Origin of the sequence: Allobosea sp. 67-29, from assembly GCF_001898115.1 — a bacterium.
Classification (GTDB): domain Bacteria; phylum Pseudomonadota; class Alphaproteobacteria; order Rhizobiales; family Beijerinckiaceae; genus Allobosea.
The window spans coordinates 439416-463550 of sequence record NZ_MKSQ01000026.1 but is presented as its reverse complement, the minus strand read 5'-3'; the positions used below and the strand labels follow the sequence as shown (position 1 = coordinate 463550).

Genomic DNA, 24135 nt, shown 5'->3' with positions numbered 1-24135 from the left:
CGGCTTTCTGCCGCCGGGCTGCGGTTGCGGCGCGGCGCATTCTGACGCTCAATGGCGCTGTTGCGCCCGTTCAGAGGACGAGACCATGGTGCCTACCCGCCGACCGCAAACCAGGCTTGCCGGTGCCGCTGTGCTCGGGCTGATGCTGCTGGCGGCGCTGCCGGGGAGCGCGCGGGCACAAGCTCCCAACCCGCTGATGGCAGCGGCGCAGGCGCGCTTCGAGGCGCTGCCGGAGGCCGAGCGCAAGGCGATCCAGGCCGATCTGATCTGGGCAGGCCAGTTCAACGGCGCTGTCAGCGGCTCCTTCGGCCCGCTGACCTTCAAGGCGATCAATGCGCTGAAGGGCGGGCGCGGGCCGGCAGACGGCATCCTGGCGCCGGCGGACCGCGCTGCCCTCGCCAGGGCGGCGCAGGCGGCGCGCGACGCATCCGGTTTCCGGCTGGTCGAGGACGAGCGGACGGGAGTGCGCATCGGCATTCCGTCGAAGCTGCTGCCCAGGCGCGACGTGAGTTCCTCCGGCAGCCGCTGGCAGAGCGCGGACGAGAAGGTCACGCTCGACACCTCCGCCTCGCCTCCCGGCGAGGACCTCGCGGCCCTGTTCGAGAAGGCGACTGCGGTCAATCCGAGAAGCCCGCGCAAGATCACCTACAAGCTCCTGCGGCCGGACTTCTTCGTCGTCACCGGCGAAACGCCGACCGGTCGCTTCTACCGCCGGCTCGCGGCCGGGCCCCAGGGCGTGCGCGGCTTCTCCGTCGGTTACGACAAGGCGCTGGCGCCGAGCGTCGACAAGCTTGTCATCGCCATCGCCGCGAGCTTCGAGCCGTTCCCCACGGGGCCGGCTCCCTCGGCCGCAGCGCCACCGGCCAGCGCCGGATCGGCTCCCGCAGCGCCACCGGCAGCGCGCGTCAACGAGCGCTACGGCGTCGCCGTCATGCTGTCCGACAAGGTCGCGCTTACCGCGGCTGTGGCGGTGGAGGGCTGCCGCAGCCTGCGGGCGGGCAATCGCACCGCCAGGCCGCGAGCCCGGGACGAGAGCGGGCTGGTGCTCATCGATCTCGACGGGACCGGGACCGCCACGCCGCCGGCGCTGGCGGGAGAGGCGATCGGTGCCGGCGAGGCGCTCGTGCTCGTCGCTTACGCGGACGATGCCGGAAAACGCGCCGCCGTCGCCCTGCCCGGGCAGCTGACCCGCGCCGGTTCCGGCGCCATGGTCACCGCGCCGCTGCAGCCTGGCCAGGCCGGAAGCCCCGCCTTCGATCGTCAGGGCCGCCTCGTCGGGCTGGTGACGGCCAATCCGTCGGACAAGCAGCTCGTCGCCGGGGTCGCGCCGCAGCGCGCCCATCTCATGGCGGGCCCGGCTGTGATCCGGGAGATCCTCTCCCGGTCCGGACTTGCCTTGCCGGCCGGCGTTTCCTCGCCCGAGATGAGCACGGGGGCCGTCGTCGAGAAGGTCTCTGCCGCCGTCCTGCCCCTGGTCTGCGCGATCTAGCCGTGCCTTGGAGCGGAGCCTACCCCTGCGGCAGGACACGCGCCCCGGCTGAAATCAGCGGTTGTCACGCGCCGTCCGATCGGCTCAGATAGCGGGCCACTTGAAGGGCGCCCCGTCGTGGACGAGGAGCGCCCGAGCACTAAATCGATTTAGCGGAGGAACCGGAATTATGAGCAAGACCATTGACAGGCGTGGCGTCCTCAAAGGCGCGGTCGCGGCGAGTGCCGCGGGTATCATCGCCGCGCCGGCGATAGCCCAGCCGAAATGGCCTGCGCGCCCGATCACCATGATCTGCCCCTGGGGCGCCGGCGGCGGGACGGACGCGACCGCGCGCATCGTCGCCGCGATGCTGGAGAAGAGCCTCGGCCAGCCGGTCAACGTGGTGAACCGCACCGGCGGCTCCGGCGTCGTCGGTCATTCCGCCATCGCGACCGCCGCGCCTGACGGCTACACGATCGGCATGCTGACGGTCGAGATCAGCATGATGCACCATATGGGCCTCACCGAGCTGACGCCGGCGAGCTACACCCCGCTCGCCCTGATGAACGAAGACCCGCCGGGCGTGCAGGTCAGCGCCTCGAGCCCTTACAAGGACATCAAGGCCCTGGCGGACGCGATCAAGGCGGCGCCTGCCGGCAAGATGAAGGCTTCCGGTACCGGGCAGGGCGGCATCTGGCACCTGGCGCTGATCGGCTGGCTGATGGCGATGGGCCTCAAGCCCGACCATGTCGCCTGGGCCCCGTCCAACGGCGCCGCACCGGCGATGCAGGACCTCGCGGCCGGCGGCATCGACATCGTCACCTGCTCGGTGCCCGAGGCCCGTGCCATGCTGGATGCCGGCAAGGCGCGCTCGCTGGCGATCATGGCCAAGGAGCGCAATCCGCAGTTCAAGGACGTGCCGACGCTCAACGAAACGCTCGGCATCAACTATTCGGTCGGCGCCTGGCGCGGCATCGGCGGACCGAAGGGCCTGCCGGAGAACGTCCAGAAAATCCTCGTCGAGGAACTCAAGAAGGCCTACGACGCCAAGGAGTTCAAGGACTTCATGAACGCACGCGGCTTCGGCATGACCTTTGCCGACCAGGCCGGATTCGCCAAGTTCATGGCCGATGGCGACAAGGCGATGGGCACGGCCATGGCGGCCGCGGGGCTCGCCAAGAAGGCAAGCTGAGACACCGATATCCGGCGGCGCGCGGGCGAATGCGCGCCGCCATCTCGCGAAGGCCGCGCGCCGGCGCGGCGGATCTCACCTGAAGGTCGAATCGATGCGTTTCAACGATACCGTCGTCGGCGTCGCGTTCATCGCGCTGGCCGCGGCCATGATCGCCATGACATTCTCGTTCCCGGCATTCCCCGGGCAGGATTACGGGCCGAGCCTGTTTCCCCGCATCCTCGGCGCCGGCATCATCTTCTGCTCGCTGGTCCTGATCCTGCGCGACCGGCGGGCCGCGGTGGCCGCGCCCTGGCTGGTGATGGCAGACTGGGTGCGCGAGCCGCGCAAGGTCGCCTCCTTCGCGCTGATGCTGGCGGCGATGCTGTTCTATCTCTTCGCCTCGGAGCCGCTCGGCTTCATTCCCTGCGCCTTCCTGATCCAGATCGTGCTGTTCCTCTGGTTCGGGGTCAGGCCCGTCACCGCGCTCGTGGTCGCGGTCGGGATGACCGCGCTGGTGCACTGGTTCTTCAGCAGCATGATGCTCGTGCCCCTGCCGCGCGGCATCCTCGATAGCGTGCTCTGAGGAGGTTGCCATGCATGCGATCGAAACCGCCTTCAGGCTCGTCTTCGACTTCCAGGTTCTCGGCGTCATCCTCGCCTCCGCCATGTTCGGCATGTTCGTCGGTGCGATGCCGGGCCTGACGGCCACGATGGCTACGGCGCTGCTGGTGCCGGTGACCTTCTTCATGGCCCCGGTGCCGGCGCTCGGCGCCATCGTCACCGCGACCGCGATGGCGATCTTCGCCGGCGACATCCCGGCGGCGATGCTGCGCATGCCGGGCACGCCCGCTTCGGCTGCCTATGCCGACGAAAGCTACGAGATGACCAAGAAGGGCCAGCTCGACCTGTGCATGGGCACCAACCTGGTCTTCTCGGTGCTCGGCGGCATCTTCGGGGTGGTGGTGCTGATCCTGCTCGCGCCCGTGCTGGCGGAAGTGGCGATCAACTTCTCGTCCTTCGAATATTTCTGGCTGGCCTGCCTCGGCCTCACCTGCGCCGTCTTCATCGGCACGGGCGATCCGGTGAAGGGGCTGCTGTCCTTGTTCGTTGGCCTCGCCATCGGCTGCATCGGCATCGACCCGGCGGCCGGGCAGGCGCGCTTCACCTTCGGCAATGTCGATCTGCTCTCGGGCATCAACTTCATTCCGACGCTGATCGGCATGTTCGCCGTCTCGGAACTGCTGCGCGGGGCGGTCACCCTCGACAAGGGGCTGACCATGGTGCAGCAGCATGTCGGCAATCTCCTGTCCGGCATCGGCGGGGTCTGGCGCAAGTACTGGAAGAACTTCTTCCGCGGCTCCATCCTGGGCACCGTCATCGGCGCCTTGCCGGGTGCCGGCGCGGACATCGCGGCCTGGGTCTCCTATGCCGTCTCCAAAAAGCTCTCGAAGGAGCCGGAGAAGTTCGGCACCGGCCATATCGAGGGCATCGTCGATTCGACTTCGGCCAACAACGCCGCGTTGGGCGGCGCCTGGATCCCGGCGCTGGTCTTCGGCATCCCTGGCGATTCGATCACGGCGATCGTCATCGGCGTGCTCTACATGAAGGGCATGAACCCGGGGCCGAGCGTCTTCCTGCAGACGCCGGAGCTGATCTACGCCGTCTTCATCATCTTCATCCTCGCCAATATCGTGATGTTCCCGCTCGGCTGGGCGGCGATCAAATCGGCCAAGCAGATTCTGCGGGTGCCGCGCAACATCCTGCTGCCGGTCATCCTGATCTTCTGCATGGTCGGCTCCTTCGCCATGACCAACTCGCTCTACGGCGTGGTGCTGATGGTGGTGATGGGCGTGTTCGGCTGGCTGCTCGAGGAGCACGGCATCCCGGTCGCTCCGCTGATCCTCGGCCTGGTGCTCGGCGAGATGCTCGAGCAGAACTTCATGACCTCGATGATCAAGGCGGACGGCTCGTTCCTGGTGTTCTTCGAGCGGCCGATCGCCGGCGTGCTGGGGGTCTGCACGCTGGTGATCTGGGGCTTCATGCTCTGGCGGATCCTGCCATTCGGCCGGCGCGCCCAGGTGATTCCGGAGGGAGAGGTGGCGCCGCCCTGAGGCGGCACGCGCTACTTCTTCAGGAAGGCCGCGAAGGCCGCCATGGCCTCGGTCGAGCGCAGGCGCTGGCCGAAATGGTCGGCCTCGATGGCGATGGTCTCGGCTACCGCCTCGGCGGTGCCGCGCTTCAGCAGCATCTTGGTCAGGGCGACCGATTGCGGCGGCAGGGCCGCAAGCGCCTTTGCCCGGGCGAGCCCATGCTCCAGCGCGGTGCCTTCCGACACGACGGCGTTGAGAAGGCCGGCCTCGGTGGCGGTTGCGGCGTCGAAGGCCTCGCCCAGCATCAGCAGCTCCGCTGCCTTCTTGCCGCCGGCGACCAGCGGCAGGAGATAGCTCGAACCGCCTTCGGGCGAGAGACCGAGCGTGACGAAGGGCAGGCGAAAGCTCGCGGTCGCGCCGGCGAAGGCCAGGTCGCAATGCAGCAGCATCGTGGTGCCGATACCGACGGCGAAGCCTTCGACGGCGGCGACGATCGGCTTGCGGGCCGTGGCGATGGCGTTCAGGAAGTCGATGGCGACGCGCGGGCCTTCCCCGGCCGCGGCGGCGGCCGCGAAATCCTTGATGTCGTTGCCGCTGGTGAAGCAGTTGCCGGCGCCGGTCAGCAGCACGGCGCGGATGCTCTCGTCGGCCTCGGCGGCGGTGATCGCCTCGATCAGCCCGGCATAGCTCGCGCGGTCGAGCGCGTTCCTGCGCTCGGGCCGGTTCATGGTGATCTGCGCGACGCCCGCCGCCACGATCTCGCTCAGCACGCTTCCGTTCATCTCGGATTGCCTCCCGTCTCCAGCCGGGATGGCACGCGATGTCGCGGCGGGCAAGCGAGGCGGCCTGCGCCTTTCGTCAGTCCGCGATTGCGGAAGGGCATGCCGTCATGGCCACGGCAGGTGGACGAGCCCGTTTGCGCTGCGTGTGCGAGCCCCTATCCTGCCGGGGACGCAAGCACGGAGGATGGCGTGGCATCGGGTCTGTTCGCTCTGCTCGACGATGTCGCCGGCATCGCCAAGGTCGCTGCCTCCTCCGTCGACGACGTCGTGGCGCAGGCCGGGAAGGCTGGAGCCAAGGCGGCTGGGGTCGTGATCGACGATGCTGCGGTGACACCGCGCTACGCGGTCGGCTTCGCGGCGGCGCGCGAACTGCCGATCATCTGGCGGATCGCACTCGGCTCACTGCGCAACAAGCTTGTCTTCCTGCTGCCCGGGGCGCTGGTTCTCGCGTTGGTCGCACCCTGGGCGATCACGCCGCTGCTGATGGCGGGAGGCGTCTTTCTCTGCTTCGAGGGAGCGGAGAAGCTCCTCGAGCCTGCGCTGCCGCATCCGGCCGGCGGCTCGTCCGGAGCGGGCGAGGCGGCAGGCGATCCGACGGCGCTCGAGCAACAGAAGATCGCCGGCGCGATCAAGACGGATTTCATCCTCTCGGCCGAGATCATGGCGATCACCCTGGCGGGCGTCTCCGACCAGACCTTCTGGATGAAGGCGGCGGTGCTCGCCATCGTCGGCGTCGGCATCACCGTCGCGGTCTACGGGGTCGTCGCGCTGATCGTGAAGGCGGACGATGCCGGCGTGGCGCTGGCCGCCAACTCACGCCCGGCGGCCAGCCTGCTCGGCTTCAGACGGCTGAAGCCGGGCGAGGCCGGGCCGCTGGACCGTGCGCTGTCGCGGCTGACGCGGCCGCTCGGGCGCGGTCTCGTCCTCGCCATGCCGCACGCGCTGAACCTGCTCGGCGCGGTCGGCACGGCCGCGATGCTCTGGGTCGGTGGCGGCATCATCATCCACGGGCTGGAGGGGTATGGTCTCGCCGGTCTTGGCCATGGCATCCATGGCCTCGCCTTCGCGGCAGGGCAGGCCCTGCCAGCTGCTGTGGCGGGCGCCGGCGAATGGCTCGCCGGCGCGGTGCTGGCGGCGGCATTCGGCGTGGTTGTCGGCGGGCTTGCCATCGCCGCGATGCGCTGGCTGCTCGGGCCGGCGATCAGGCTGTTCCGTAAGGCTGGCGGCAAGTCCGTGTCCGATGGCGGGCGCGGCTCCTAGGCCGCGATGCTCGCCCTCGCGGCGCGCGTCCACGCCGTAAAGCAGCGTTCGACCGGTGAACTCCGGGCGCGAGCCAGCACCGGACGTCTCTCAGTCAAGCCAGGTCGTGAAGCGCTCGATCGGCTCGCGTTCGGGTACGAGGCGGTTGGCGGGCGCGTCGGGATCGGCCTTACCGATGGCGATGCCGCAGACCACGATCTCATCCTCGGGGATTGCGAGCTCGCGCCGCACGATCGGATGGAACTGCGCAAAGATCGCCTGCGGACAGGAATCGAGCCCGTGGCCCTGCGCGGCGATCAGCAGGTTCTCGATGAACATGCCGAGGTCGAGCCAGGAGCCGATCTCCAGGTCGCGGTCGATCGTCAGCATCAAAGCGACCGGCGCATCGAAGAAGCGAAGGTTGGCGGCAGTCTGGCGCAGCATGCCCGCGGTGTCGCCCTTTGCCACCCCGAGCAGGCCGTAGAGATCCCAGCCGACCTTGCGGCGGCGCGAGAGATAGGGCTCGCGGAAGCGCTCGGGATAGTAACGGTATTCCTCGGCACCGGGCCGTTCACCGGCTTCGAGCGCGGCGATGAGTGCCGTCTCGAGCCGCGCCCGCGTCTGCGGGCCGACCACCCTGAGCTTCCAGGGCTGCATGTTGGTGCCGGAGGGTGCCCGCGCCGCCAGCTCGATCAGGCGGCGGACCAGGGTGGGGTCGACCGGATCGGGCAGGAAGGCCCGGACGGCGCGGCGCTTCAGGATTGCCTGCTCGACCGCCTCGGCTCCGGTCATCCCGGCTATCCGACCTTGCGGTCGGCGAGGAAGGCGGCGTGGTCCTTCACCAGATCGCCGGCCAGCGCCTTGGTGATCAGGGCGCGCGTGTTGGGCAGCCCGTAGATCGCGGCGAAGGAGCCGAAGCGCGGGCCCTGATCCTCGCCGAACATCACCTGGTAGATCGCCTTCCACCAGTCGCCGGAGACGCCGGGGCGCTCGGGCGTCGCGTTCTTGGCGGTGAGGTTCTGGTAGCGCGGGATGGCGCGGGCGACATCGAGCGCGGTGTCCTGCACCATCTCGGGCGTCGGATCGGCCGGCAGGGCGGCCAGCGCGGCGTCGAGCTTGATGAAGGCGTCGCGCTCAACCTCGTCGGCCGGGCGGTAGCTCTTGGCCGGCTTCACGAAGTCGCGGAAATAGGCGATCGCATAGCCGACCAGGGCGTCGAGGCGCGGATGGGTTTCCGGCGACATGCCGGGCGCATAGCGCTGGAGGAAGCCCCAGAGCACGGCCTTGTCCTCGGAGTTCGCCACCGCCACCAGGTTCATCAGCAGGCCGAAGGTGACCTGCGTGCGGACCGCGTTGTCGCCTTCGCCGGAGGCGATCACCTCGGGCGCGGGCGGATTGCCGGCGTGGATGTGCCAGACCGGGTTTCCGAGCCGGTTCTTCCAGTCCTGCCGCTCATAGCCGTTGAGAAACTGGAGATATTCGTCGATCGCACGCGGGATGACGTCGAAATGCAGCTTCTTCGCCTCGCGCGGGCGCTGGAACATGTAGAGCGCCAGGCTCTCCGGCGGGCCGTAGGTCAGCCATTCCTCGATGGTCAGGCCGTTGCCCTTCGACTTCGAGATCTTCTGGCCCTGCTCGTCCAGGAAAAGCTCGTAGTTGAAGCCTTCCGGCGGCGCGGCGTCGAGCGCGCGGGCGATCTGCGAGGAGACCTTGACCGAGTCGATCAGGTCCTTGCCGGCCATCTCGTAATCGACGCCGAGCGCGACCCAGCGCATCGCCCAGTCCGGCTTCCACTGCAGCTTGACGTGGCCGCCGGTGACGGGGGTGACGAAGCGCTCCTGCGTCTGCGGGTCGGTCCAGGCAATGGTGCCGGCCTCGACATCGACCTCGTCGATCGGCACCTGCATGACGATGCGCGTCTTCGGATGGATCGGCAGGAAGGGCGAATAGGTCGCAGCCCGCTCCTCGCGCAGCGTCGGCAACATGATCTTCATCACCGCGTCGTAGCGGGCGAGCATCTTCAGCAGCGTCGCGTCGAACTCGCCGGCCCGATAGGCGTCGGTCGAGGATCTGAACTCGTAGTCGAAGCCGAAACTGTCGAGGAAGGCGCGCAGGCGGGCGTTGTTGTGTCGGCCGAACGAGTCATGCGTGCCGAATGGGTCCGGAACCTCCGTCAGCGGCTTGCCGAGATTGGCGGCGAGCAGCTCCTTGTTCGGCACGTTGTCCGGCACCTTGCGCAGGCCGTCCATGTCGTCCGAGAAGGCGATCAGCCGGGTCGGTATCGTATTGCCGGTCAGCACCTGGAAGGCGTGGCGGACCATCGAGGTGCGCGCGACCTCGCCGAACGTGCCCAGATGCGGCAGGCCGGAAGGGCCGTAGCCCGTCTCGAAGATCACCGTCTTCTTGCCCGATTTCTCGATGCGAGCCACCAGTTTGCGCGCCTCCTCGAACGGCCAGGCGGCCGAACGCTGGGCGGCGTCAACGAGGGCTGCGTCGAAGGCGGGCATGGCGGCTGGCGTCCTCTCCTGAAAGGATAAGAGATATCGCTTATGCGAAGAACCGGCTTTCGCAGATTGCGAAGGGCGCCGTCAATGCGCGGTTGCGGCAGGAATGCGGCAAGCGGGGGTGAGGCCCCCGCGGGAACGCCTTGCCGGCGCGTCCGCGCCGTATAGGCTCTGCGCGCTTTTTCAAACGCGATGTTGCCTCGAAAGGACTGCCGCCTTGGACCGCGACCTGCTCGACAAGCTGACCGCCTGGCGACGACACCTCCATGCTCACCCGGAACTCGGACGCCAGGAGAAGATGACGAGCGCTTTCGTGCAGGAGAAGCTGACCGAGCTCGGCATTCCCTTCACGGCCAATGTCGGCGGCTATGGCGTGGTGGCGACGCTCAAGCGCGGCTCGTCCGAGCGCACCGTGGGATTGCGGGCCGACATGGACGCGCTGCCGATCCAGGAAGTCAACGACCTGCCCTACAAGTCGAAGACGCCCAATGTGATGCATGCCTGCGGCCATGACGGGCACACCACGTCGCTGCTCGGCGCGGCCGCGCTGCTCAAGGCCGACGAGGGCTGGAGCGGCACGGTGCAGTTCGTCTTCCAGCCGGCGGAGGAGGGAACCGGCGGCGCGCTCGCGATGCTGGCCGACGGCGTGCTGGAGCGCTTCCCGATGGAGCGCGTGTTCGCGCTGCATAACTGGCCGGGGCTGGAGGCCGGCACGGTCGCGGTGCATCGCGGGCCGGTCATGTCGGAGCCCGGGCGCTTCAAGGTTACGCTGACCGGCAAGGCCGGCCATGCCGCCCTGCCCGAGCAGACCCATGATCCGATCGTGGCGATGGGGCATCTGATCGTCGCGCTGCAGACGATCGTCTCGCGCAATGTCGACCCGATGGAGTCGGCGGTAGTCTCGATCGGGCAGGTCCATGGCGGGCTCGCCTCCAACCAGATCCCGACCCATGTCTTCATCGAAGGCACCTTCCGCACCTTCGTGCCGGCCGTGCGCGACCGGCTCCTGGCGCGGCTCAAGGGCATCGCCGAGAATATCGCCGCGACCTTCGAGATGACGGCCGAGGTCGAGTTCACCTACGGCGCCGCCACGGTCAACACGGCTCCCGAGGAGGAGATGGCCGCCGCTGCCGGCGAGGCGGCGGGGCTTAAGGTTCGGCGCGACATGAAGGCCAGCACGACCGGCGAGGATTTCGCCTATTTCCTGGAGAAGCGCCCCGGCTGCTACATCTGGATGGGCAACGGCCCGTCGGTCGACGGCGGCGACCTGCACAATGACCGCTACAACTTCAACGACGCGATCCTGCCCGCAGCTTCCGGCTGGCTTGCCGCGGTGGCGAAGCAGGCGCTGGCCAGCAACGCGCCCTGATGCTCAGAACGGGCTGACCGGGAAGAAGCGCAGATAGAGGCGGCTGTAGCTGCCGTCATCCCAGAGGCCCTGCAGCGCGTAGTCGATGGCGCGCTTCAGGGCGGGATCGTCCTTGCGCAGCAGGAAGGCGACGCCCTCGCCGAAATAGCGGCTTTCGAGGTAGGGGCCGCCGGAGAAGGCGAGTTCGCCGCCGCTGGCCGCGATCAGCAGCGCGAGCGCGGTGCCGTCGCCGAAGACGTATTCGGCATCGCCGCTGCGCAATGCCGCGACAGCGGCGTTGAGGTTGCTGGTTTCCCGGCGCTGCACGAAGGGCATCAGCTTGTCGAGGAAGGCCTGGTGCGCCGTGCCGGAGACGACCGCCACGCGCCGTCCGTGGAGGCTCTCGCCGTCGAGCGCGGCCCGGGTGTTTCCGCGTGTCGTGACGAAGCGGGCCGGCGCGCGGAAATAGAGATGGCTGGCGGCGAAGCGCTCCCTGATCGCCGGGGTGAGATTCATCGCCGCGGCGAGCACGTCGCCGCGGGCCTCGCCGAGCGAATCCAGCAAGGTGTCGAAGCGGCGCGGCTGGATGGTGCAGGTCCAGCCCAGCTTTTCGCAGACGGCGCGGGCGAGCTCGACCGAGAAGCCGGTCAGCGCCCCGTCCGGCCCGGCGAAATGGAAGGGCGGATAATTATCGTCGGTGAGAAAGCGCACGACCCGCGGCGGGCCGGGCTCGGGACGATCGATCCGGATGCGCGGATCCCAGAAATTCGGGATGGCGACGCGCGGCGCCTCCTGCGCCGCGGCGCTGGCGGCGGCAAGGATCACGAAGGCGAAGGCGGTAAGCGCGCGAAGCATCGCGCGCATCTGGCGCCGGATGAAAGGCAGGATCAAGGGGCGTGATGCCGGGCCGCGAGCGTCCGGAGCCCGGCATGGCCGCGCCCTCAGCCCAGGCTCGCCGCCGTAGCCTTGGCACCCTTGCCGAACAGCGAAGCCAGATGCGCGGCGAGCGGCTTGCTGAAGCGTTCCTCGCCCGGCAGGTCGGCCCCGAAGATCGCCTCGATGCCGAGCAGGCTCGCGCTCAGCGCCTCGGCGTTGCCGCCGGCGGCTTCGGCGCGGCGCTTCAGCTCGGCGGCAAGCGGGTCACGCACATCGATGGCGCCGCCCTTCTCGTCGGTGCCGGTGACGTAGCGCATCCAGGCGGCGACGCCGAGCGCGAGGTGGTCGATGGGCGCGCCGTCCTTCAGCCGTTCGCGGATGGTGCCGAGCAGGCGCTGCGGCAGCTTCTGCGAGCCGTCCATGGCGATCTGCCAGGTGCGGTGACGGATCGCCGGGTTCTGGAAGCGGGAGAGCAGGGCCTTGGCGTAATCCACCAGCACGACGCCCTGCGGCGCTGGCACGGTCGGAATGATCTCGGCCCAGAGGCCCTGGAGGAAGCGGGCGAAGACCGGGTCGCCGCTCGCTTCGGCCACCGTCTCGTGGCCGGCGAGATAGCCGAGATAGGCGAGCGAGGAATGTGCGCCGTTCAGCATCCTGAGCTTCATGAACTCGAAGGGTGCGACCTCCGAGACCATCTGCGCGCCGACTTCATCCCACTCGGGCCTGCCTTGCACGAAGACGTCCTCGATCGCCCATTGCCGGAAGGGCTCGCCGATCACCGGGGCGGCATCGTCCTGGCCGATCAGCTTCGCGACCTCGGCGATGTCCGCCTCGGTGGTAGCGGGAACGATGCGGTCGACCATGGTGGCGGGGAAGGCGACGTCGGTCTCGATCCAGGCTGCGAGCTTGTCGTCCGTCAACGCTGCGAAGTCGCGGGCGAGGCCGCGCAGCACATGGCCGTTGGAGGGGAGGTTGTCGCAACAGAGTGCGGTGAACGCAGCGCGGCCTTCGGCCCGGCGGACTCGCAGGCCCGCGACCAGGATGCCGATAGCGGAACGCGGTGCGTCCGGGTTTTCGAGGTCGTGCAGGATGTCGGGATGACCGGCCTTGAGCTTCCCGGTCGCCGGATCGTGGCAATAGCCCTTCTCCGTGACGGTGAGCGAGACGATGCGCGTCTCGGGAGAAGCCAGCCTGGCGATGAGGGCGGCAGGGTTCTCCGGTGCGACCAGAACGTCCAGGACCGAGCCGATGACCCGCAGCTCCGGCCCGGTGGGGGCAAGCTTCAGGAGGGTGTAGAGCCCGTCCTGCGGCTGGAGTCGGTCGCGCTGGTCGGGGCGCTGGAGGCTCGCGCCGACGATGCCCCAGGCACCAAAGCGCTGCTCAAGCGCATCCTCGGTGTATTCGGCGAGATGGCCGCGGGCGAAGGCGCCGAGGCCGAGATGGACGATGCCTGGCTTGAGGGCCGAGCGATCATAGGCCGGGCGGCGAACCGTGGCCGGCAGGCTCGCGAGGGTGGCGGCGCAGAGGCGGGTCACAGCTTATAGGCCTCCTTGGCGAGGCGGTAGGCGAGGTCGTGCGCCACCTCGGCCGCTTCGTCCTCGTCGAGCCGGTGCTCGGCGACGAGCTTGGCGAGATAGGCGCAGTCGACGCGCCGGGCGACGTCGTGGCGGGCGGGGATCGAGAGATAGGCGCGGGTGTCGTCGTTGAAGCCGACGGTATTGTAGAAGCCGGCCGTCTCCGTGGTCAGCTCGCGGAAGCGCAGCATCGCTTCGGGCGCATCGAGGAACCACCAGCCCGGCCCGAGCCGCAGCGCCGGGTAGTGCCCGGCGAGCGGGGCGAGCTCGCGCGAATAGCTGGTCTCGTCCAGGGTGAACGCGATGACGGTGAGGTTCGGCTCGTTGCCGACGGCGTCGAGCAGGGGCTTCAGCGCCTCGACATAGTTGGTCGCGGTCGGGATGTCGCAGCCCATGTCGCGGCCAAACTGTTCGAACAGCGCAGCGTTGTGATTGCGCCAGGAGCCGGGATGGATCTGCAGCACGAGCCCGTCGTCGAGACTCATCTTCGCCATCTCGGTCAGCATCTGGCCGCGGAACAGATCGGCATCCTTGGCCGAGACCTTGCCCTTGAGGATCTTGGCGTAGAGCTTTTCCGCATCGGCGTCGGAGAGGTTGGCGGTGCGCGCCGTGGCATGGCCATGGTCGGACGATGTTGCGCCGCGTTTCTTGAAATAGCCGCGCCGCTGGCGGTGGGCCGCGAGATAGCCGGTCCAGGAGCCGATATCTTCGCCGGTCAGTTCGCCGAGCTTTTCGAGATTCTCGGCAAAGCCCTCGAATTCCGGGTCGACGACGCTGTCGGGCCGATAGGCCGTGACGACCTTGCCGCTCCAGCCGGAGTCGCGGACCATGTCGTGCCATTTGAGATCGTCGAGCGCGCCTTCGGTCGTGCTGATCGCCTCGATGTTGAAGCGCTCGAACAGGGCGCGGGGGCGCAGCTCCGGTTCTTCCAGCTTGGCGGCGATCTTGTCGTAGATCCGGTCGGCGTTCTCGGAGGTCAGCCGCTCGTTGACGCCGAAGATCGTCGAGGCCGCGTGCTCGAACCACAGCCGCGTCGGCGTGCCGCGGAAGAGGTGCCAGTGGCTGGCGAAGAGCTGCCAGATCTTGCGCGGGTCGGTCTCGACCGGAGCGCCGTCTTTGCGCGGGATGCCGAGCTGCTCGAGCCGCACGCCTTGCGAATAAAGCATGCGGAAGATGTAGTGATCTGGCTTGACGAAAAGCGTCGCGGGATCGGGAAAGGCATTGTTCTCGGCATACCAGCGCGGGTCGGTGTGGCCGTGCGGGGAGATGATCGGCAGGTCGCGCACCGTGGCGAAGAGCCGTCGTGCGATGCCGCGGGTCACCGGATCGGCGGGAAAGAGGCGATCGTCGTGCAGCAGCATGGGCATCTCCCGAATGAGTGAGCGATCTCTAGGACTGCGCGAGGCGAGGGTCAATTCCCTGGTATACTAGTGCGCCAGAGAGGCGTGCTGCGATCACATGGTGCTGCCGGCGCTTGCACGCGGCGCAAAGCCGGTCCATCGCTGTCAACGTACCCGCCCTCTATCTGAATACGCCGACAGGAGACCCCGCATGGATCTGCAGCTCGAGGGCAAGCGCGCGCTGGTAACCGGCGGAAGCAAGGGCATCGGCCGCGCCATCGCCCGGCAGCTCGCGCTCGAAGGCGTCGATGTCGTCATCGCCGCGCGCAACGCCGCCGAGCTGGCCGAGGCGGCCTCCGCGCTCGCGGCCGAGACCGGGCGCAGGGTCATCGGCCACGCCGTCGATACCCGGCTCGACGACTCCGTCAAGGCATTGGTCGCCCAGGCGGCCAAGGTTCTCGGCGGTCTCGACATCCTGGTGAACGCGGCCGGCAAGCCGGGCGGGCAGGCGCCGCCGCCGAAGCTTGCCGCGATCACCGACGCGTTGTTCTGGGACGATGTCGACGTCAAGGTGATGGGCTATCTGCGGATGGCACGCGAGGCCGCGCCCTATATGGCGGCGCAGGGCTGGGGGCGGATCATCAACATCAGCGGCCTTGCCGCGCGCTCCACCGGCTCGACCATCGGCTCGATGCGCAACGTCGCGGTCGCTGCGCTCAGCAAGAACCTCGCCGATGAGCTCGGCCCGCAGGGGATCAACGTCACGGTGGTCCATCCCGGCCTGACACGGACGGAGAAGACCGCCGCGGTCGTCGCGGCGCGGGCGGCGGCCGGCGGCAAGAGCGAAGCCCAGGTTGAGGCCGGCATGGCCTCCAACGTAACCATCGGGCGGCTCGTTGATGCGGCCGAGGTCGCGGATATCGTCGCCTTCCTGGCCTCGCCGCGCAGCGTCGCGATCAACGGCGATGCCATCGCCTGTGGCGGCGGCATCCGCGGCGCAATCCATTATTGAACAGCCGGATTCAGGCAGTGCGCGCCCGCGGATGAGCCGCGTCATAGGCGGCCATCAGCCGGGCTGAATCGATCCGGGTATAGATCTGCGTCGTCGAGAGCGAGGCATGGCCGAGCAGTTCCTGGATGGCGCGCAGGTCGCCGCCGCGGCCGAGCAGATGGGTCGCGAAGGAGTGGCGCAGGGCATGTGGCGTGGCGGAGGAGGGCAGGCCAAGCGCGCCGCGCAGGCCCTCGACCGCGAGCTGGATGATGCGGGGCGAGAGCGGCCCACCCTTGGCGCCGACGAAGAGCGGGCCTTCCGGCGGCAGGCGCCAGGGGCAGAGCTTGAGATACTCCGCGATTGCCGCGACCACGACGGGCAGCACCGGGACCATGCGGGTCTTGTTGCCCTTGCCGATCACGGTCAGCGTCTCGCCGGCGCTTTGCGGCGCCTGGGCGCGGGCGAGCGAGAGCGCTTCCGAAATGCGTAGGCCGCTGCCATAGAGCAGGCCGAGCACGGCAGCGTCGCGAGCAAGAATCCATTGCTCCCGCTCCTCGCCGGCGCGGGTATCGGCCTGGGTAATGGCACGGGCGGCCGACGGCTCGAGCGGGCGCGGCAGCGACTTGCCGAGGCGCGGTCCGCGCGTCGCGGCGAAGGCGGCTGCGGTGAGCTTGCCGCTGCGCTCGCCGAAGCGGGCGAAGGAGCGCAATGCCGCAAGCTGGCGCATCAGCGTGCGGTTGCCGACGCCGTCGCGACGGCGCCGACCGAGGAAGGCGCGCAGGTCGACCGGCTTCAGGCCGGCGATGTCCGCGAGCGTCGGTGCACCGCCGAGATGCTCGGTCAGGAAGGCCCCGAACTGGCCGAGATCGCGTGCATAGGCCTCCAGCGTCTTGGGCGAGAGGCGCCGCTCGGCTGCCAGATGCGCGAGCCAGTCCCGCCGGAAGGAGTCGAAATCGTTCATGCGCGAAGCATGACGCTCCTGCCTTAACACCAGCCGAATCGGTGCTAGACACGCGGCATGGACGAAACCGCGGACATGATCGCAGGCGGCACGGTGGACGTGCTGATCCCGCTCGGACTCGACCAGGCCTACAGCTACGCCGTTCCGGCCGGGCTCGTCCTCAAGCCAGGCGATGTCGTGCAGGTGCCGCTCGGACCGCGCGAGACGGTCGGCGTGGTCTGGGACGTGGGCAACGGACGCGGCGGCAACCTCAAGAAGGTCACCGGCAAATACGACATGCCGCCGCTCGATCCGGCGCTGCGCAAGCTCGTCGACTGGGTCGCCTGGTACACGCTCGCGCCCAAAGGGTCCGTGCTGGCGCTGGCCCTGCGCAGGCAGCCGGACGATACGCCCGAACGTCCGAAGCTCGGCGTCAGGCTTGCCGGCCCGCCGCCGGGACGGATGACCCCCGCGAGAGCGCGGGCCATTGCGGCGGCTGAGGGCGGGCTGCTGATCGCGAAATCGGCTCTGGCGGAGGCGGCCTCGGTCAGCGCGGCGGTGATCGATTCCCTGGTCGACGCCGGCACCTTCATCGTCGAGCCGATGCCGCGCGAGGCGATCGCGGCCGTGCCCGATCCAGACCATGCGGTGCCGGAGCTTTCGGAAGGGCAAGCGGAGGTCGCGCAGGCGCTGGTCGCGTCCGTGCAGGCGAGGGCGTTCGGCGTTTCGCTGCTCGAAGGCGTCACCGGTTCAGGCAAGACCGAGGTCTATTTCGAGGCGGTGGCGGCGGCGATCAGGCTCGGCCGGCAGAGCCTGATCCTGATGCCGGAGATCGCGCTGACCGCGCAGTTCATCGACCGCTTCGAGGCGCGCTTCGGCGTGCGGCCGGGGCTCTGGCATTCGGCCGTGACCGGGCGCCGACGCGAGCGCCTGCAGGCGGCGATCGCGACTGGCGAGGCGAAGGTCGTGGCCGGCGCCCGCTCGGCCCTGTTCCTGCCGTACAGGGATCTCGGCCTGATCGTCGTCGATGAGGAGCATGAGAGCGCCTACAAGCAGGAGGACGGCGTCTCCTATCATGCGCGCGACATGGCGGTGGTTCGGGGGCGCATCGAGAATGCGCCGGTGGTGCTCGCTTCCGCCACACCCTCGCTCGAAACCCGCGTCAATGCCGAGCGCGGGCGCTACGCCCATCTGAAGCTGCCGGAGCGCTTCGGCGGGCGCGAGTTGCCGAAGCTCGGGCTGGTGGACCTGCGCCGCGACAAGCCGGAGCGCGGGCGCTGGCTCTCGGGCGCGCTGGTCAAGGCGGTCGAGGTCAATCTCGAGGCCAAGGAGCAGTCGCTGCTCTTCCTCAACCGGCGCGGCTATGCACCGCTGACGCTTTGCCGGGACTGCGGCCACCGCTTCCAATGCCCGAACTGCACGGCATGGCTGGTCGACCACCGCTTCCGGCGCGCGCTGATCTGTCATCATTGCGGCCATGTCGAGCGGCGGCCGCATGAGTGCCCGCAATGCCATTCCCCCGAGAGCCTGATCGCGTGCGGGCCGGGCGTGGAGCGGCTGGCCGAGGAGGTGGCGACGCTTTTTCCACAGGCGCGCGCGATCGTGCTCTCCAGCGATTTTCCGGGAGGCACCGAAAGGCTGAAGCAGGAACTGATGGCGGTGGCCGAGGGCGAGTTTGACATCGTCATCGGCACGCAGCTCGTCGCCAAGGGCCATAATTTCCCGGGAATGACGCTGGTCGGGGTGATCGATGCCGATCTCGGCCTCACGTCGGGCGATCCACGCGCGGCCGAGCGGACCTTCCAGGCGCTCCGCCAGGTGACCGGCCGCGCGGGACGGGGCGAGAAGCCCGGCCGGGCCCTGCTTCAGACGCATGATCCCGAGCATCCGGTGCTGAAGGCGTTGGTCTCAGGAGACCCGGAGCGGTTTTATGCCGCAGAGGAGGCCTCGCGCGAGGCGGCGGGGCTGCCTCCCTTCGGCCGGCTCGCCGCGCTGATCGTCTCGGCCAACAGCCAATCGGAGGCTGAAGCGCATGCGCGTGCGCTGGCGCGCTGTGCGGAGGCGGGCGACGGAATCGTGGTGCTCGGGCCGGCGGAAGCGCCGCTGGCGGTGCTGCGCGGGCGCCATCGCATGCGTCTGATCGTCAGGACGACGCGCGAGGTCAATCTGCAGGACTATCTGCGGGGCTGGTTGAAGCGCGGACCCAAGGCCAAGGGCTCGGTCAGGGTCGCCGTCGACGTCGATCCGCAAAGCTTCCTCTAGATTCCATCGAATTGCGGAAAGCCGTGGCGAAATCGCCACTTCCATCGCCCAATCAGCGATTGCGTGCCCCGGAACCGCATGCTAGTGCACCGCCACATTTCGGTCGCGAAGTCGTCTAGCCGGCTTTGCGCGAATGATACTCGCAGCGCCGGGACCATGCACTCCACCTTCTTCCAGGAAGGTCGCCGGTGCGGTTCCTTGAAACGAGAGACGGGAAGCGTGGCTGAAGGCGGATCGCAGGGGACATTGGTGTCGGGCGTAGCTCAGCGCTATGCCACCGCTCTGTTCGAGCTGGCTGAGGAGAACGGTGCCGTCGACACCGTTGCCGCCGCCCTCGATTCCTTCAATGGCCTGCTTGCCGAGAGCGCCGACCTCAACCGCCTGATCGAGAGCCCGGCCTTCACCGCCGAGGAGCAGGTCGCCGCGATCAAGGCCGTGCTCGAAAAGGCCGGCATCACCGGTATCGCCGCCAATTTCATCGGCCTCGTCGCCAGCAAGCGCCGTCTCTTCGCGCTGCCGGGCATGATCGCAGGCTACAAGCGCCTGGTCGCCGAGGCCAAGGGCATCGTCTCCGCCGAGGTGACGGTCGCCGAGGAGCCCACGGCCAAGCGCGTCGACGAGATCCGCGCGGCGCTGAAGGGCGTCGCCGGCAAGGATGTCGACCTGCTCGTCAAGGTCGACCCGGCGCTGATCGGCGGGCTCGTCGTCAAGATGGGCTCCCGCATGGTCGACGCCTCGCTGAAAACCAAGCTCAATTCAATTCGTCTTGCCATGAAAGAGGTCGGCTGATGGACATCCGCCCCGCTGAAATCTCCGCCATCCTGAAGGCCCAGATTTCGAACTTCGGCTCCGAAGCTTCCGTCACCGAGGTCGGTCAGGTTCTCTCCGTCGGTGACGGCATCGCCCGCGTCTATGGCCTCGACAAGGTCCAGGCCGGCGAGATGGTCGAATTCGAATCCGGCGTGCGCGGCATGGCGCTCAACCTCGAGAGCGACAATGTCGGCGTCGTGATCTTCGGCTCCGACCGCGAGATCAAGGAAGGCCAGACCGTCAAGCGCACCGGCGCCATCGTCGACGTTCCCGTCGGCAAGGAGCTGCTCGGCCGCGTCGTCGACGCGCTCGGCAACCCGATCGACGGAAAGGGCCCGATCAAGGCCAAGACCCGCGCCCGCGTCGACGTCAAGGCGCCCGGCATCATCCCGCGCAAGTCGGTGCACGAGCCCATGGCGACCGGCCTCAAGGCGATCGACGCCCTGATCCCGATCGGCCGCGGCCAGCGCGAGCTCATCATCGGCGACCGCCAGACCGGCAAGACCGCCGTCGCGCTCGACACGATTCTCAATCAGAAGTCGCTGAACGCGGAAGGCGCCCCGGAGAGCCAGAAGCTCTACTGCGTGTACGTCGCCGTGGGCCAGAAGCGCTCGACTGTCGCCCAGTTCGTGAAGGTGCTCGAGGAGCGTGGCGCTCTGGAGTACTCGATCGTCGTCGCGGCCACCGCCTCGGATGCCGCCCCGATGCAGTTCCTGGCGCCCTTCGCCGGCTGCGCCATGGGCGAGTTCTTCCGCGACAACGGCATGCACGCCGTGATCATCTATGACGACCTGTCGAAGCAGGCCGTCGCCTACCGCCAGATGTCCCTGCTGCTGCGCCGCCCGCCGGGCCGCGAGGCCTATCCGGGCGACGTGTTCTATCTCCACTCCCGCCTGCTCGAGCGCGCGGCGAAGATGGGCGAGGCCGCCGGCCTCGGCTCGCTGACGGCGCTGCCGGTCATCGAGACGCAGGCGAACGACGTGTCCGCCTACATCCCGACCAACGTGATCTCGATCACCGACGGCCAGATCTTCCTGGAGACGGACCTGTTCTACCAGGGCATCCGCCCGGCGGTGAACGTCGGCCTGTCGGTGTCGCGCGTCGGTTCGTCGGCGCAGACCAAGGCGACGAAGAAGGTCGCCGGCAAGATCAAGGGCGAGCTCGCCCAGTATCGCGAGATGGCCGCCTTCGCCCAGTTCGGCTCGGACCTCGACGCGGTCACGCAGCGCCTGCTCAATCGCGGCGCCCGCCTGACCGAGCTGCTCAAGCAGCCGCAGTTCTCGCCGCTGAAGATGGAAGAGCAGGTCGTCGTGATCTATGCCGGCGTGAACGGCTATCTCGACCCGCTGCCGGTCAACAAGGTTCGTGCCTTCGAGGACGGCCTGCTGGCTCTGGTCCGTTCGAAGCATGCCGACCTCCTCGACGAGATCGGCTCGTCCAAGGATCTCTCGGACGCCAATGCGGCGAAGCTGAAGGAGATCGTCGAGGGCTTCGCGAAGTCCTTCGCCTGATCTGCAGGTGTCATGGCCGGGCTCGGCCCGGCCATCCACGTTTTCGCCGCGAAGGCGGCGTGCGTGGGTGATGAGATCTAGGTTCAAGACGTGGATGGTCGACGCGGTCGACCATGACGGGGTGAGAGCGCCACATGCCTTCTTTGAAGGATCTTAGAAACCGCATCGCCTCGGTGAAGGCGACGCAGAAGATCACCAAGGCCATGCAGATGGTCGCGGCTGCGAAGCTGCGCCGGGCGCAGATGGCCGCCGAGGCCGCACGTCCCTATGCCGAACGCATGGAAACGGTGCTGGCGAATCTCGCTTCCGGCGTGTCCGGTTCGAGCGCCCCGCGTCTGATCGCCGGCACAGGCTCGGACAAGGTGCAGCTGCTGCTGGTGCTGACCGCCGAGCGCGGCCTGTGCGGCGCCTTCAACTCCTCGATCGCCCGCCTCGCCCGCGACAAGGCATTGGCGCTGAAGGCCGAGGGCAAGACCGTCAAGATCATCTGCGTCGGCAAGAAGGGCTACGATATCCTGCGTCGCCAGTTCGCCAGCGACATCATCGAGTTCATCGACCTGCGCGAGTTCAAGCAGGTCGGCTTCGTCAACGCCGAGGCCATCGCCCAGAACATCCTGACCCGCTTCAACAACGGCGAGTTCGACGTTGCGACGCTGTTCTTCTCGAAGTTCCGCTCGGTGATCGCGCAGATCCCGACGGCACAGCGCATCATCCCGGCCGAGATCCCGGAAGGGACGAAGCAGACCGAAGCCGTCTACGACTACGAGCCGGACGAGGGCGAGATCCTCGAGACGCTGCTGCCGCGCAACCTGACCGTCCAAATCCTGCGCGGGCTGCTGGAAAATGCCGCTTCCGAGCAGGGCGCGCGCATGTCGGCGATGGATTCCGCCACGCGTAACGCCGGCGAGATGATCAAGAAGCAGACCACGCTCTACAACCGCTCGCGCCAGGCGATGATCACGAAGGAACTGATCGAGATCATCTCCGGCGCGGAAGCGCTCTAACCGCCCAGCCTTCGCCGGTGGCGCAAGCCGCCGGCTGCCGAAACATCCGAATGCGCTAGTCCCGAGGTTCCGCCATGGCCAAAGCCGCTACCAAGACCACCAAGAAGACCGCCGAGAAGCCCGCCAACACCGGCACCGGCCGCGTTGCCCAGGTCATCGGCGCCGTCGTCGACGTGCAGTTCGATGGCGCCCTGCCGGAGATTCTGAACGCGCTGGAGACCGAGAACCTCGGCAACCGCCTCGTCCTCGAGGTTGCGCAGCATCTCGGCGAGAACACGGTGCGCACCATCGCGATGGACTCGACCGAAGGTCTGGTTCGCGGCCAGTCGGTGACCGATACCGGCGCCCCGATCGCCGTGCCGGTCGGCGACGAGTGCCTCGGCCGCATCATGAACGTCATCGGCGAGCCGGTCGACGAAGCCGGCCCGATCCTGACCACCACGACCCGCGGCATCCACCAGCCGGCCCCTGCCTATTCGGAGCAGTCGACCGAGGCGCAGATCCTCGTCACCGGCATCAAGGTGGTCGACCTGCTGGCTCCCTACGCCAAGGGCGGCAAGATCGGCCTGTTCGGCGGCGCCGGCGTCGGCAAGACCGTGCTGATCATGGAGCTGATCAACAACGTCGCGAAGGCCCATGGCGGCTACTCGGTGTTCGCCGGCGTCGGCGAGCGCACCCGTGAAGGCAACGACCTCTATCACGAGATGATCGAGTCGAACGTCAACAAGGACCCGAAGGAGAACAACGGCTCGACCGCCGGCTCCAAGTGCGCCCTCGTCTATGGCCAGATGAACGAGCCCCCGGGCGCCCGTATGCGTGTCGCGCTTTCGGGCCTCACCGTCGCCGAGCACTTCCGCGACCAGGGTCAGGACGTGCTGTTCTTCGTCGACAACATCTTCCGCTTCACCCAGGCAGGCTCGGAAGTGTCGGCGCTGCTCGGCCGCATTCCTTCGGCGGTGGGCTATCAGCCGACGCTCGCCACCGACATGGGCAACCTGCAGGAGCGCATCACCACCACGACCAAGGGCTCGATCACCTCGGTGCAGGCGATCTACGTGCCGGCGGACGACCTGACCGACCCGGCGCCGGCGACCTCCTTCGCCCACCTTGACGCCACGACCGTGCTGTCGCGCTCGATCGCGGAAAAGGGCATCTATCCGGCGGTCGACCCGCTCGACTCGACCTCGCGCATGCTCTCGGCCGACATCGTCGGCGAGGAGCACTACGCGGTAGCCCGCCAGGTCCAGCAGGTGCTCCAGCGCTACAAGGCGCTGCAGGACATCATCGCAATCCTGGGCATGGATGAGCTCTCGGAAGACGACAAGATGACGGTCGCCCGCGCCCGCAAGATCGAGCGCTTCCTGTCGCAGCCCTTCCACGTCGCGGAAGTCTTCACCGGCTCGCCCGGCAAGCTCGTCTCGCTCGAGGACACGATCAAGGGCTTCAAGGGTCTGGTCGAGGGCAAGTACGACCACCTGCCGGAGGCGGCCTTCTACATGGTCGGCTCGATCGAGGAAGCCGTCGAGAAGGCCCAGCGCCTGGCCGCCGAGGCCGCGTAAGCTGCGGTATGCGTCATCCCCGGGCTCGTCCCGGGGATCTCATGACCAGAAACCGCTGGTTTCCGAGATGGCCGGGTCAGACCCGGCCATGACGAGCCGGGGAGAATGAAACGATGGCCACCTTCAAGTTCGAACTCGTCTCGCCGGAGCGCATCCTGTTCTCGGGCGATGTCGTCAGCGTCATCGTCCCCTCCGTCGAGGGCGAGATGACCGTGCTCGCCGGCCATGCGCCGCTCGTCGCGACGCTCAAGACCGGCATTGTCTTCGTCCAGACCACCGAGAGCAACGGCAAGGAATTCTTCGTCAATGGCGGCCTCGTCGAGGTCAACCACGAGACGACGACGATCCTGGCCGAGCAGGGCAAGTTCCTCGAGGATGTCGACACCGGCGTGCTCGACGCCGAGATCCTGACCGTCGAGACGCGCATTGCCGGCGCCCACACGGAAGAGGACAAGAAGCGACTGCACGAGACCTTGGTGCAGCTGCGCGAGTTCAAGCACGTCTTCGAGCAGCGCAAGGCGGCGTGATCTGCGCCTGAGCTTCGGAATGCACAAGGGCCGCATGTGCGGCCCTTTTTCGTTGGTATAGCCAGCCGGTCATCATATCCGGGTTTGACCGGAGCACTCCGGATGAAGCGGCGCTCCATTCCGCACGGGGCTTTCG

At 68.1% G+C, this 24135-nt stretch carries 20 protein-coding genes; 13 read left to right on the top strand and 7 right to left on the bottom strand.

The annotated features are described in order from the left end of the window. The first annotated feature begins 85 nt into the window (after positions 1 to 85). The 4 genes from BGO20_RS21235 to BGO20_RS21220 all read left to right on the top strand — a co-directional run bounded on the left by BGO20_RS21235 (position 86) and on the right by BGO20_RS21220 (position 4753). Positions 86 to 1489, top strand: a complete 1404-nt coding sequence (locus tag BGO20_RS21235) for a trypsin-like peptidase domain-containing protein (protein ID WP_291659454.1) — start codon at positions 86 to 88, stop codon at positions 1487 to 1489. Positions 1490 to 1658: 169 nt separating this feature from the next. Further along, positions 1659 to 2660, top strand: coding sequence for a tripartite tricarboxylate transporter substrate binding protein (locus tag BGO20_RS21230; protein ID WP_291659453.1), 1002 nt, complete (start codon positions 1659 to 1661; stop codon positions 2658 to 2660). Positions 2661 to 2754: 94 nt separating this feature from the next. Continuing rightward, a complete protein-coding gene (locus BGO20_RS21225) occupies positions 2755 to 3225 on the top strand; it encodes a tripartite tricarboxylate transporter TctB family protein (protein WP_291659452.1) in 471 nt (156 codons plus the stop codon). Positions 3226 to 3235: 10 nt separating this feature from the next. Next, positions 3236 to 4753: a tripartite tricarboxylate transporter permease gene (locus BGO20_RS21220; RefSeq protein ID WP_291659451.1), complete on the top strand. Its 1518-nt coding sequence runs from the start codon at positions 3236 to 3238 to the stop codon at positions 4751 to 4753. Positions 4754 to 4764: 11 nt separating this feature from the next. On the opposite strand, the gene BGO20_RS21215 is transcribed toward BGO20_RS21220, so the two are convergent. Continuing rightward, positions 4765 to 5514 carry an enoyl-CoA hydratase-related protein gene (locus BGO20_RS21215; RefSeq protein WP_291659450.1) on the bottom strand — a complete coding sequence of 250 codons (750 nt, stop codon included), beginning with the start codon at positions 5512 to 5514 and terminating at the stop codon, positions 4765 to 4767. 189 nt (positions 5515 to 5703) lie between these two features. Between BGO20_RS21215 and BGO20_RS21210 the strand changes: the two genes are divergently transcribed. Beyond that, entirely contained in the window at positions 5704 to 6774 is a 1071-nt protein-coding gene (locus BGO20_RS21210) for a DUF808 domain-containing protein (RefSeq protein WP_291659449.1), read from the top strand. Between the two features lie 90 nt (positions 6775 to 6864). Here the strand turns inward: BGO20_RS21210 and BGO20_RS21205 are convergent, their stop codons facing one another. Next, positions 6865 to 7545, bottom strand: a complete 681-nt coding sequence (locus BGO20_RS21205; RefSeq protein WP_291659448.1) for a nitroreductase — start codon at positions 7543 to 7545, stop codon at positions 6865 to 6867. 5 nt (positions 7546 to 7550) lie between these two features. Next, positions 7551 to 9260: a lysine--tRNA ligase gene (locus BGO20_RS21200; protein ID WP_291659447.1), complete on the bottom strand. Its 1710-nt coding sequence runs from the start codon at positions 9258 to 9260 to the stop codon at positions 7551 to 7553. Between the two features lie 214 nt (positions 9261 to 9474). On the opposite strand from BGO20_RS21200, the gene BGO20_RS21195 reads away from it, so the two are divergent. Beyond that, positions 9475 to 10626: an amidohydrolase gene (locus BGO20_RS21195; RefSeq protein ID WP_291659446.1), complete on the top strand. Its 1152-nt coding sequence runs from the start codon at positions 9475 to 9477 to the stop codon at positions 10624 to 10626. A gap of 3 nt (positions 10627 to 10629) precedes the next feature. Here BGO20_RS21195 and BGO20_RS21190 read toward each other — a convergent pair whose 3' ends face one another. The 3 genes from BGO20_RS21190 to uxaC all read right to left on the bottom strand — a co-directional run bounded on the left by BGO20_RS21190 (position 10630) and on the right by uxaC (position 14416). After that, the gene (locus BGO20_RS21190; protein WP_291659445.1) at positions 10630 to 11460 is read right to left on the bottom strand and encodes a transporter substrate-binding domain-containing protein; all 831 of its coding nucleotides are present in this window, start codon (positions 11458 to 11460) and stop codon (positions 10630 to 10632) included. Between the two features lie 86 nt (positions 11461 to 11546). Continuing rightward, complete coding sequence (locus BGO20_RS21185) at positions 11547 to 13016, bottom strand: mannitol dehydrogenase family protein (RefSeq protein ID WP_291659444.1); 1470 nt, start codon at positions 13014 to 13016, stop codon at positions 11547 to 11549. Next, entirely contained in the window at positions 13013 to 14416 is a 1404-nt protein-coding gene (gene uxaC, locus BGO20_RS21180) for a glucuronate isomerase (RefSeq protein WP_291659443.1), read from the bottom strand. Before uxaC ends, BGO20_RS21185 begins: the two co-directional genes overlap by 4 nt. A gap of 190 nt (positions 14417 to 14606) precedes the next feature. Between uxaC and BGO20_RS21175 the strand changes: the two genes are divergently transcribed. After that, the gene (locus BGO20_RS21175; RefSeq protein ID WP_291659442.1) at positions 14607 to 15407 is read left to right on the top strand and encodes an SDR family NAD(P)-dependent oxidoreductase; all 801 of its coding nucleotides are present in this window, start codon (positions 14607 to 14609) and stop codon (positions 15405 to 15407) included. Between the two features lie 10 nt (positions 15408 to 15417). On the opposite strand, the gene BGO20_RS21170 is transcribed toward BGO20_RS21175, so the two are convergent. Next, complete coding sequence (locus tag BGO20_RS21170; protein WP_291659441.1) at positions 15418 to 16347, bottom strand: tyrosine recombinase XerC; 930 nt, start codon at positions 16345 to 16347, stop codon at positions 15418 to 15420. A 57-nt stretch (positions 16348 to 16404) separates the two neighbouring features. Between BGO20_RS21170 and BGO20_RS21165 the strand changes: the two genes are divergently transcribed. The 6 genes from BGO20_RS21165 to BGO20_RS21140 all read left to right on the top strand — a co-directional run bounded on the left by BGO20_RS21165 (position 16405) and on the right by BGO20_RS21140 (position 23999). Beyond that, complete coding sequence (locus BGO20_RS21165; protein ID WP_291659440.1) at positions 16405 to 18588, top strand: primosomal protein N'; 2184 nt, start codon at positions 16405 to 16407, stop codon at positions 18586 to 18588. 219 nt (positions 18589 to 18807) lie between these two features. Next, positions 18808 to 19377 (top strand): F0F1 ATP synthase subunit delta, encoded by a 570-nt coding sequence (locus BGO20_RS21160; protein ID WP_291659439.1) that lies wholly within the window; start codon positions 18808 to 18810, stop codon positions 19375 to 19377. After that, positions 19377 to 20909, top strand: coding sequence for a F0F1 ATP synthase subunit alpha (gene atpA / locus BGO20_RS21155; protein ID WP_291659438.1), 1533 nt, complete (start codon positions 19377 to 19379; stop codon positions 20907 to 20909). Before BGO20_RS21160 ends, atpA begins: the two co-directional genes overlap by 1 nt. A 134-nt stretch (positions 20910 to 21043) precedes the next feature. Beyond that, the gene (locus tag BGO20_RS21150; RefSeq protein WP_291659437.1) at positions 21044 to 21913 is read left to right on the top strand and encodes a F0F1 ATP synthase subunit gamma; all 870 of its coding nucleotides are present in this window, start codon (positions 21044 to 21046) and stop codon (positions 21911 to 21913) included. Between the two features lie 74 nt (positions 21914 to 21987). After that, positions 21988 to 23472 carry a F0F1 ATP synthase subunit beta gene (atpD, locus tag BGO20_RS21145; protein WP_291659436.1) on the top strand — a complete coding sequence of 495 codons (1485 nt, stop codon included), beginning with the start codon at positions 21988 to 21990 and terminating at the stop codon, positions 23470 to 23472. A gap of 113 nt (positions 23473 to 23585) precedes the next feature. Next, on the top strand, positions 23586 to 23999 hold the full coding sequence (locus BGO20_RS21140; protein ID WP_291659435.1) for a F0F1 ATP synthase subunit epsilon: 414 nt from the start codon (positions 23586 to 23588) through the stop codon (positions 23997 to 23999). Positions 24000 to 24135: the final 136 nt, after the last annotated feature.

What these genes read in the sequence shown, in the direction of transcription:
- BGO20_RS21140 (WP_291659435.1), top strand. Translation starts at nt 23,586, where the DNA reads ATGGCCACCTTCAAGTTCGAACTCGTCTCGCCGGAGCGCATCCTGTTC.
- BGO20_RS21205 (WP_291659448.1), bottom strand. Translation starts at nt 7,545, where the DNA reads ATGACCGGAGCCGAGGCGGTCGAGCAGGCAATCCTGAAGCGCCGCGCC.
- uxaC (WP_291659443.1), bottom strand. Translation starts at nt 14,416, where the DNA reads ATGCTGCTGCACGACGATCGCCTCTTTCCCGCCGATCCGGTGACCCGC.
- atpD (WP_291659436.1), top strand. Translation starts at nt 21,988, where the DNA reads ATGGCCAAAGCCGCTACCAAGACCACCAAGAAGACCGCCGAGAAGCCC.
- BGO20_RS21215 (WP_291659450.1), bottom strand. Translation starts at nt 5,514, where the DNA reads ATGAACGGAAGCGTGCTGAGCGAGATCGTGGCGGCGGGCGTCGCGCAG.
- BGO20_RS21230 (WP_291659453.1), top strand. Translation starts at nt 1,659, where the DNA reads ATGAGCAAGACCATTGACAGGCGTGGCGTCCTCAAAGGCGCGGTCGCG.
- atpA (WP_291659438.1), top strand. Translation starts at nt 19,377, where the DNA reads ATGGACATCCGCCCCGCTGAAATCTCCGCCATCCTGAAGGCCCAGATT.
- BGO20_RS21225 (WP_291659452.1), top strand. Translation starts at nt 2,755, where the DNA reads ATGCGTTTCAACGATACCGTCGTCGGCGTCGCGTTCATCGCGCTGGCC.
- BGO20_RS21200 (WP_291659447.1), bottom strand. Translation starts at nt 9,260, where the DNA reads ATGCCCGCCTTCGACGCAGCCCTCGTTGACGCCGCCCAGCGTTCGGCC.
- BGO20_RS21150 (WP_291659437.1), top strand. Translation starts at nt 21,044, where the DNA reads ATGCCTTCTTTGAAGGATCTTAGAAACCGCATCGCCTCGGTGAAGGCG.
- BGO20_RS21175 (WP_291659442.1), top strand. Translation starts at nt 14,607, where the DNA reads ATGGATCTGCAGCTCGAGGGCAAGCGCGCGCTGGTAACCGGCGGAAGC.
- BGO20_RS21220 (WP_291659451.1), top strand. Translation starts at nt 3,236, where the DNA reads ATGCATGCGATCGAAACCGCCTTCAGGCTCGTCTTCGACTTCCAGGTT.
- BGO20_RS21235 (WP_291659454.1), top strand. Translation starts at nt 86, where the DNA reads ATGGTGCCTACCCGCCGACCGCAAACCAGGCTTGCCGGTGCCGCTGTG.
- BGO20_RS21190 (WP_291659445.1), bottom strand. Translation starts at nt 11,460, where the DNA reads ATGCTTCGCGCGCTTACCGCCTTCGCCTTCGTGATCCTTGCCGCCGCC.
- BGO20_RS21170 (WP_291659441.1), bottom strand. Translation starts at nt 16,347, where the DNA reads ATGAACGATTTCGACTCCTTCCGGCGGGACTGGCTCGCGCATCTGGCA.
- BGO20_RS21165 (WP_291659440.1), top strand. Translation starts at nt 16,405, where the DNA reads ATGGACGAAACCGCGGACATGATCGCAGGCGGCACGGTGGACGTGCTG.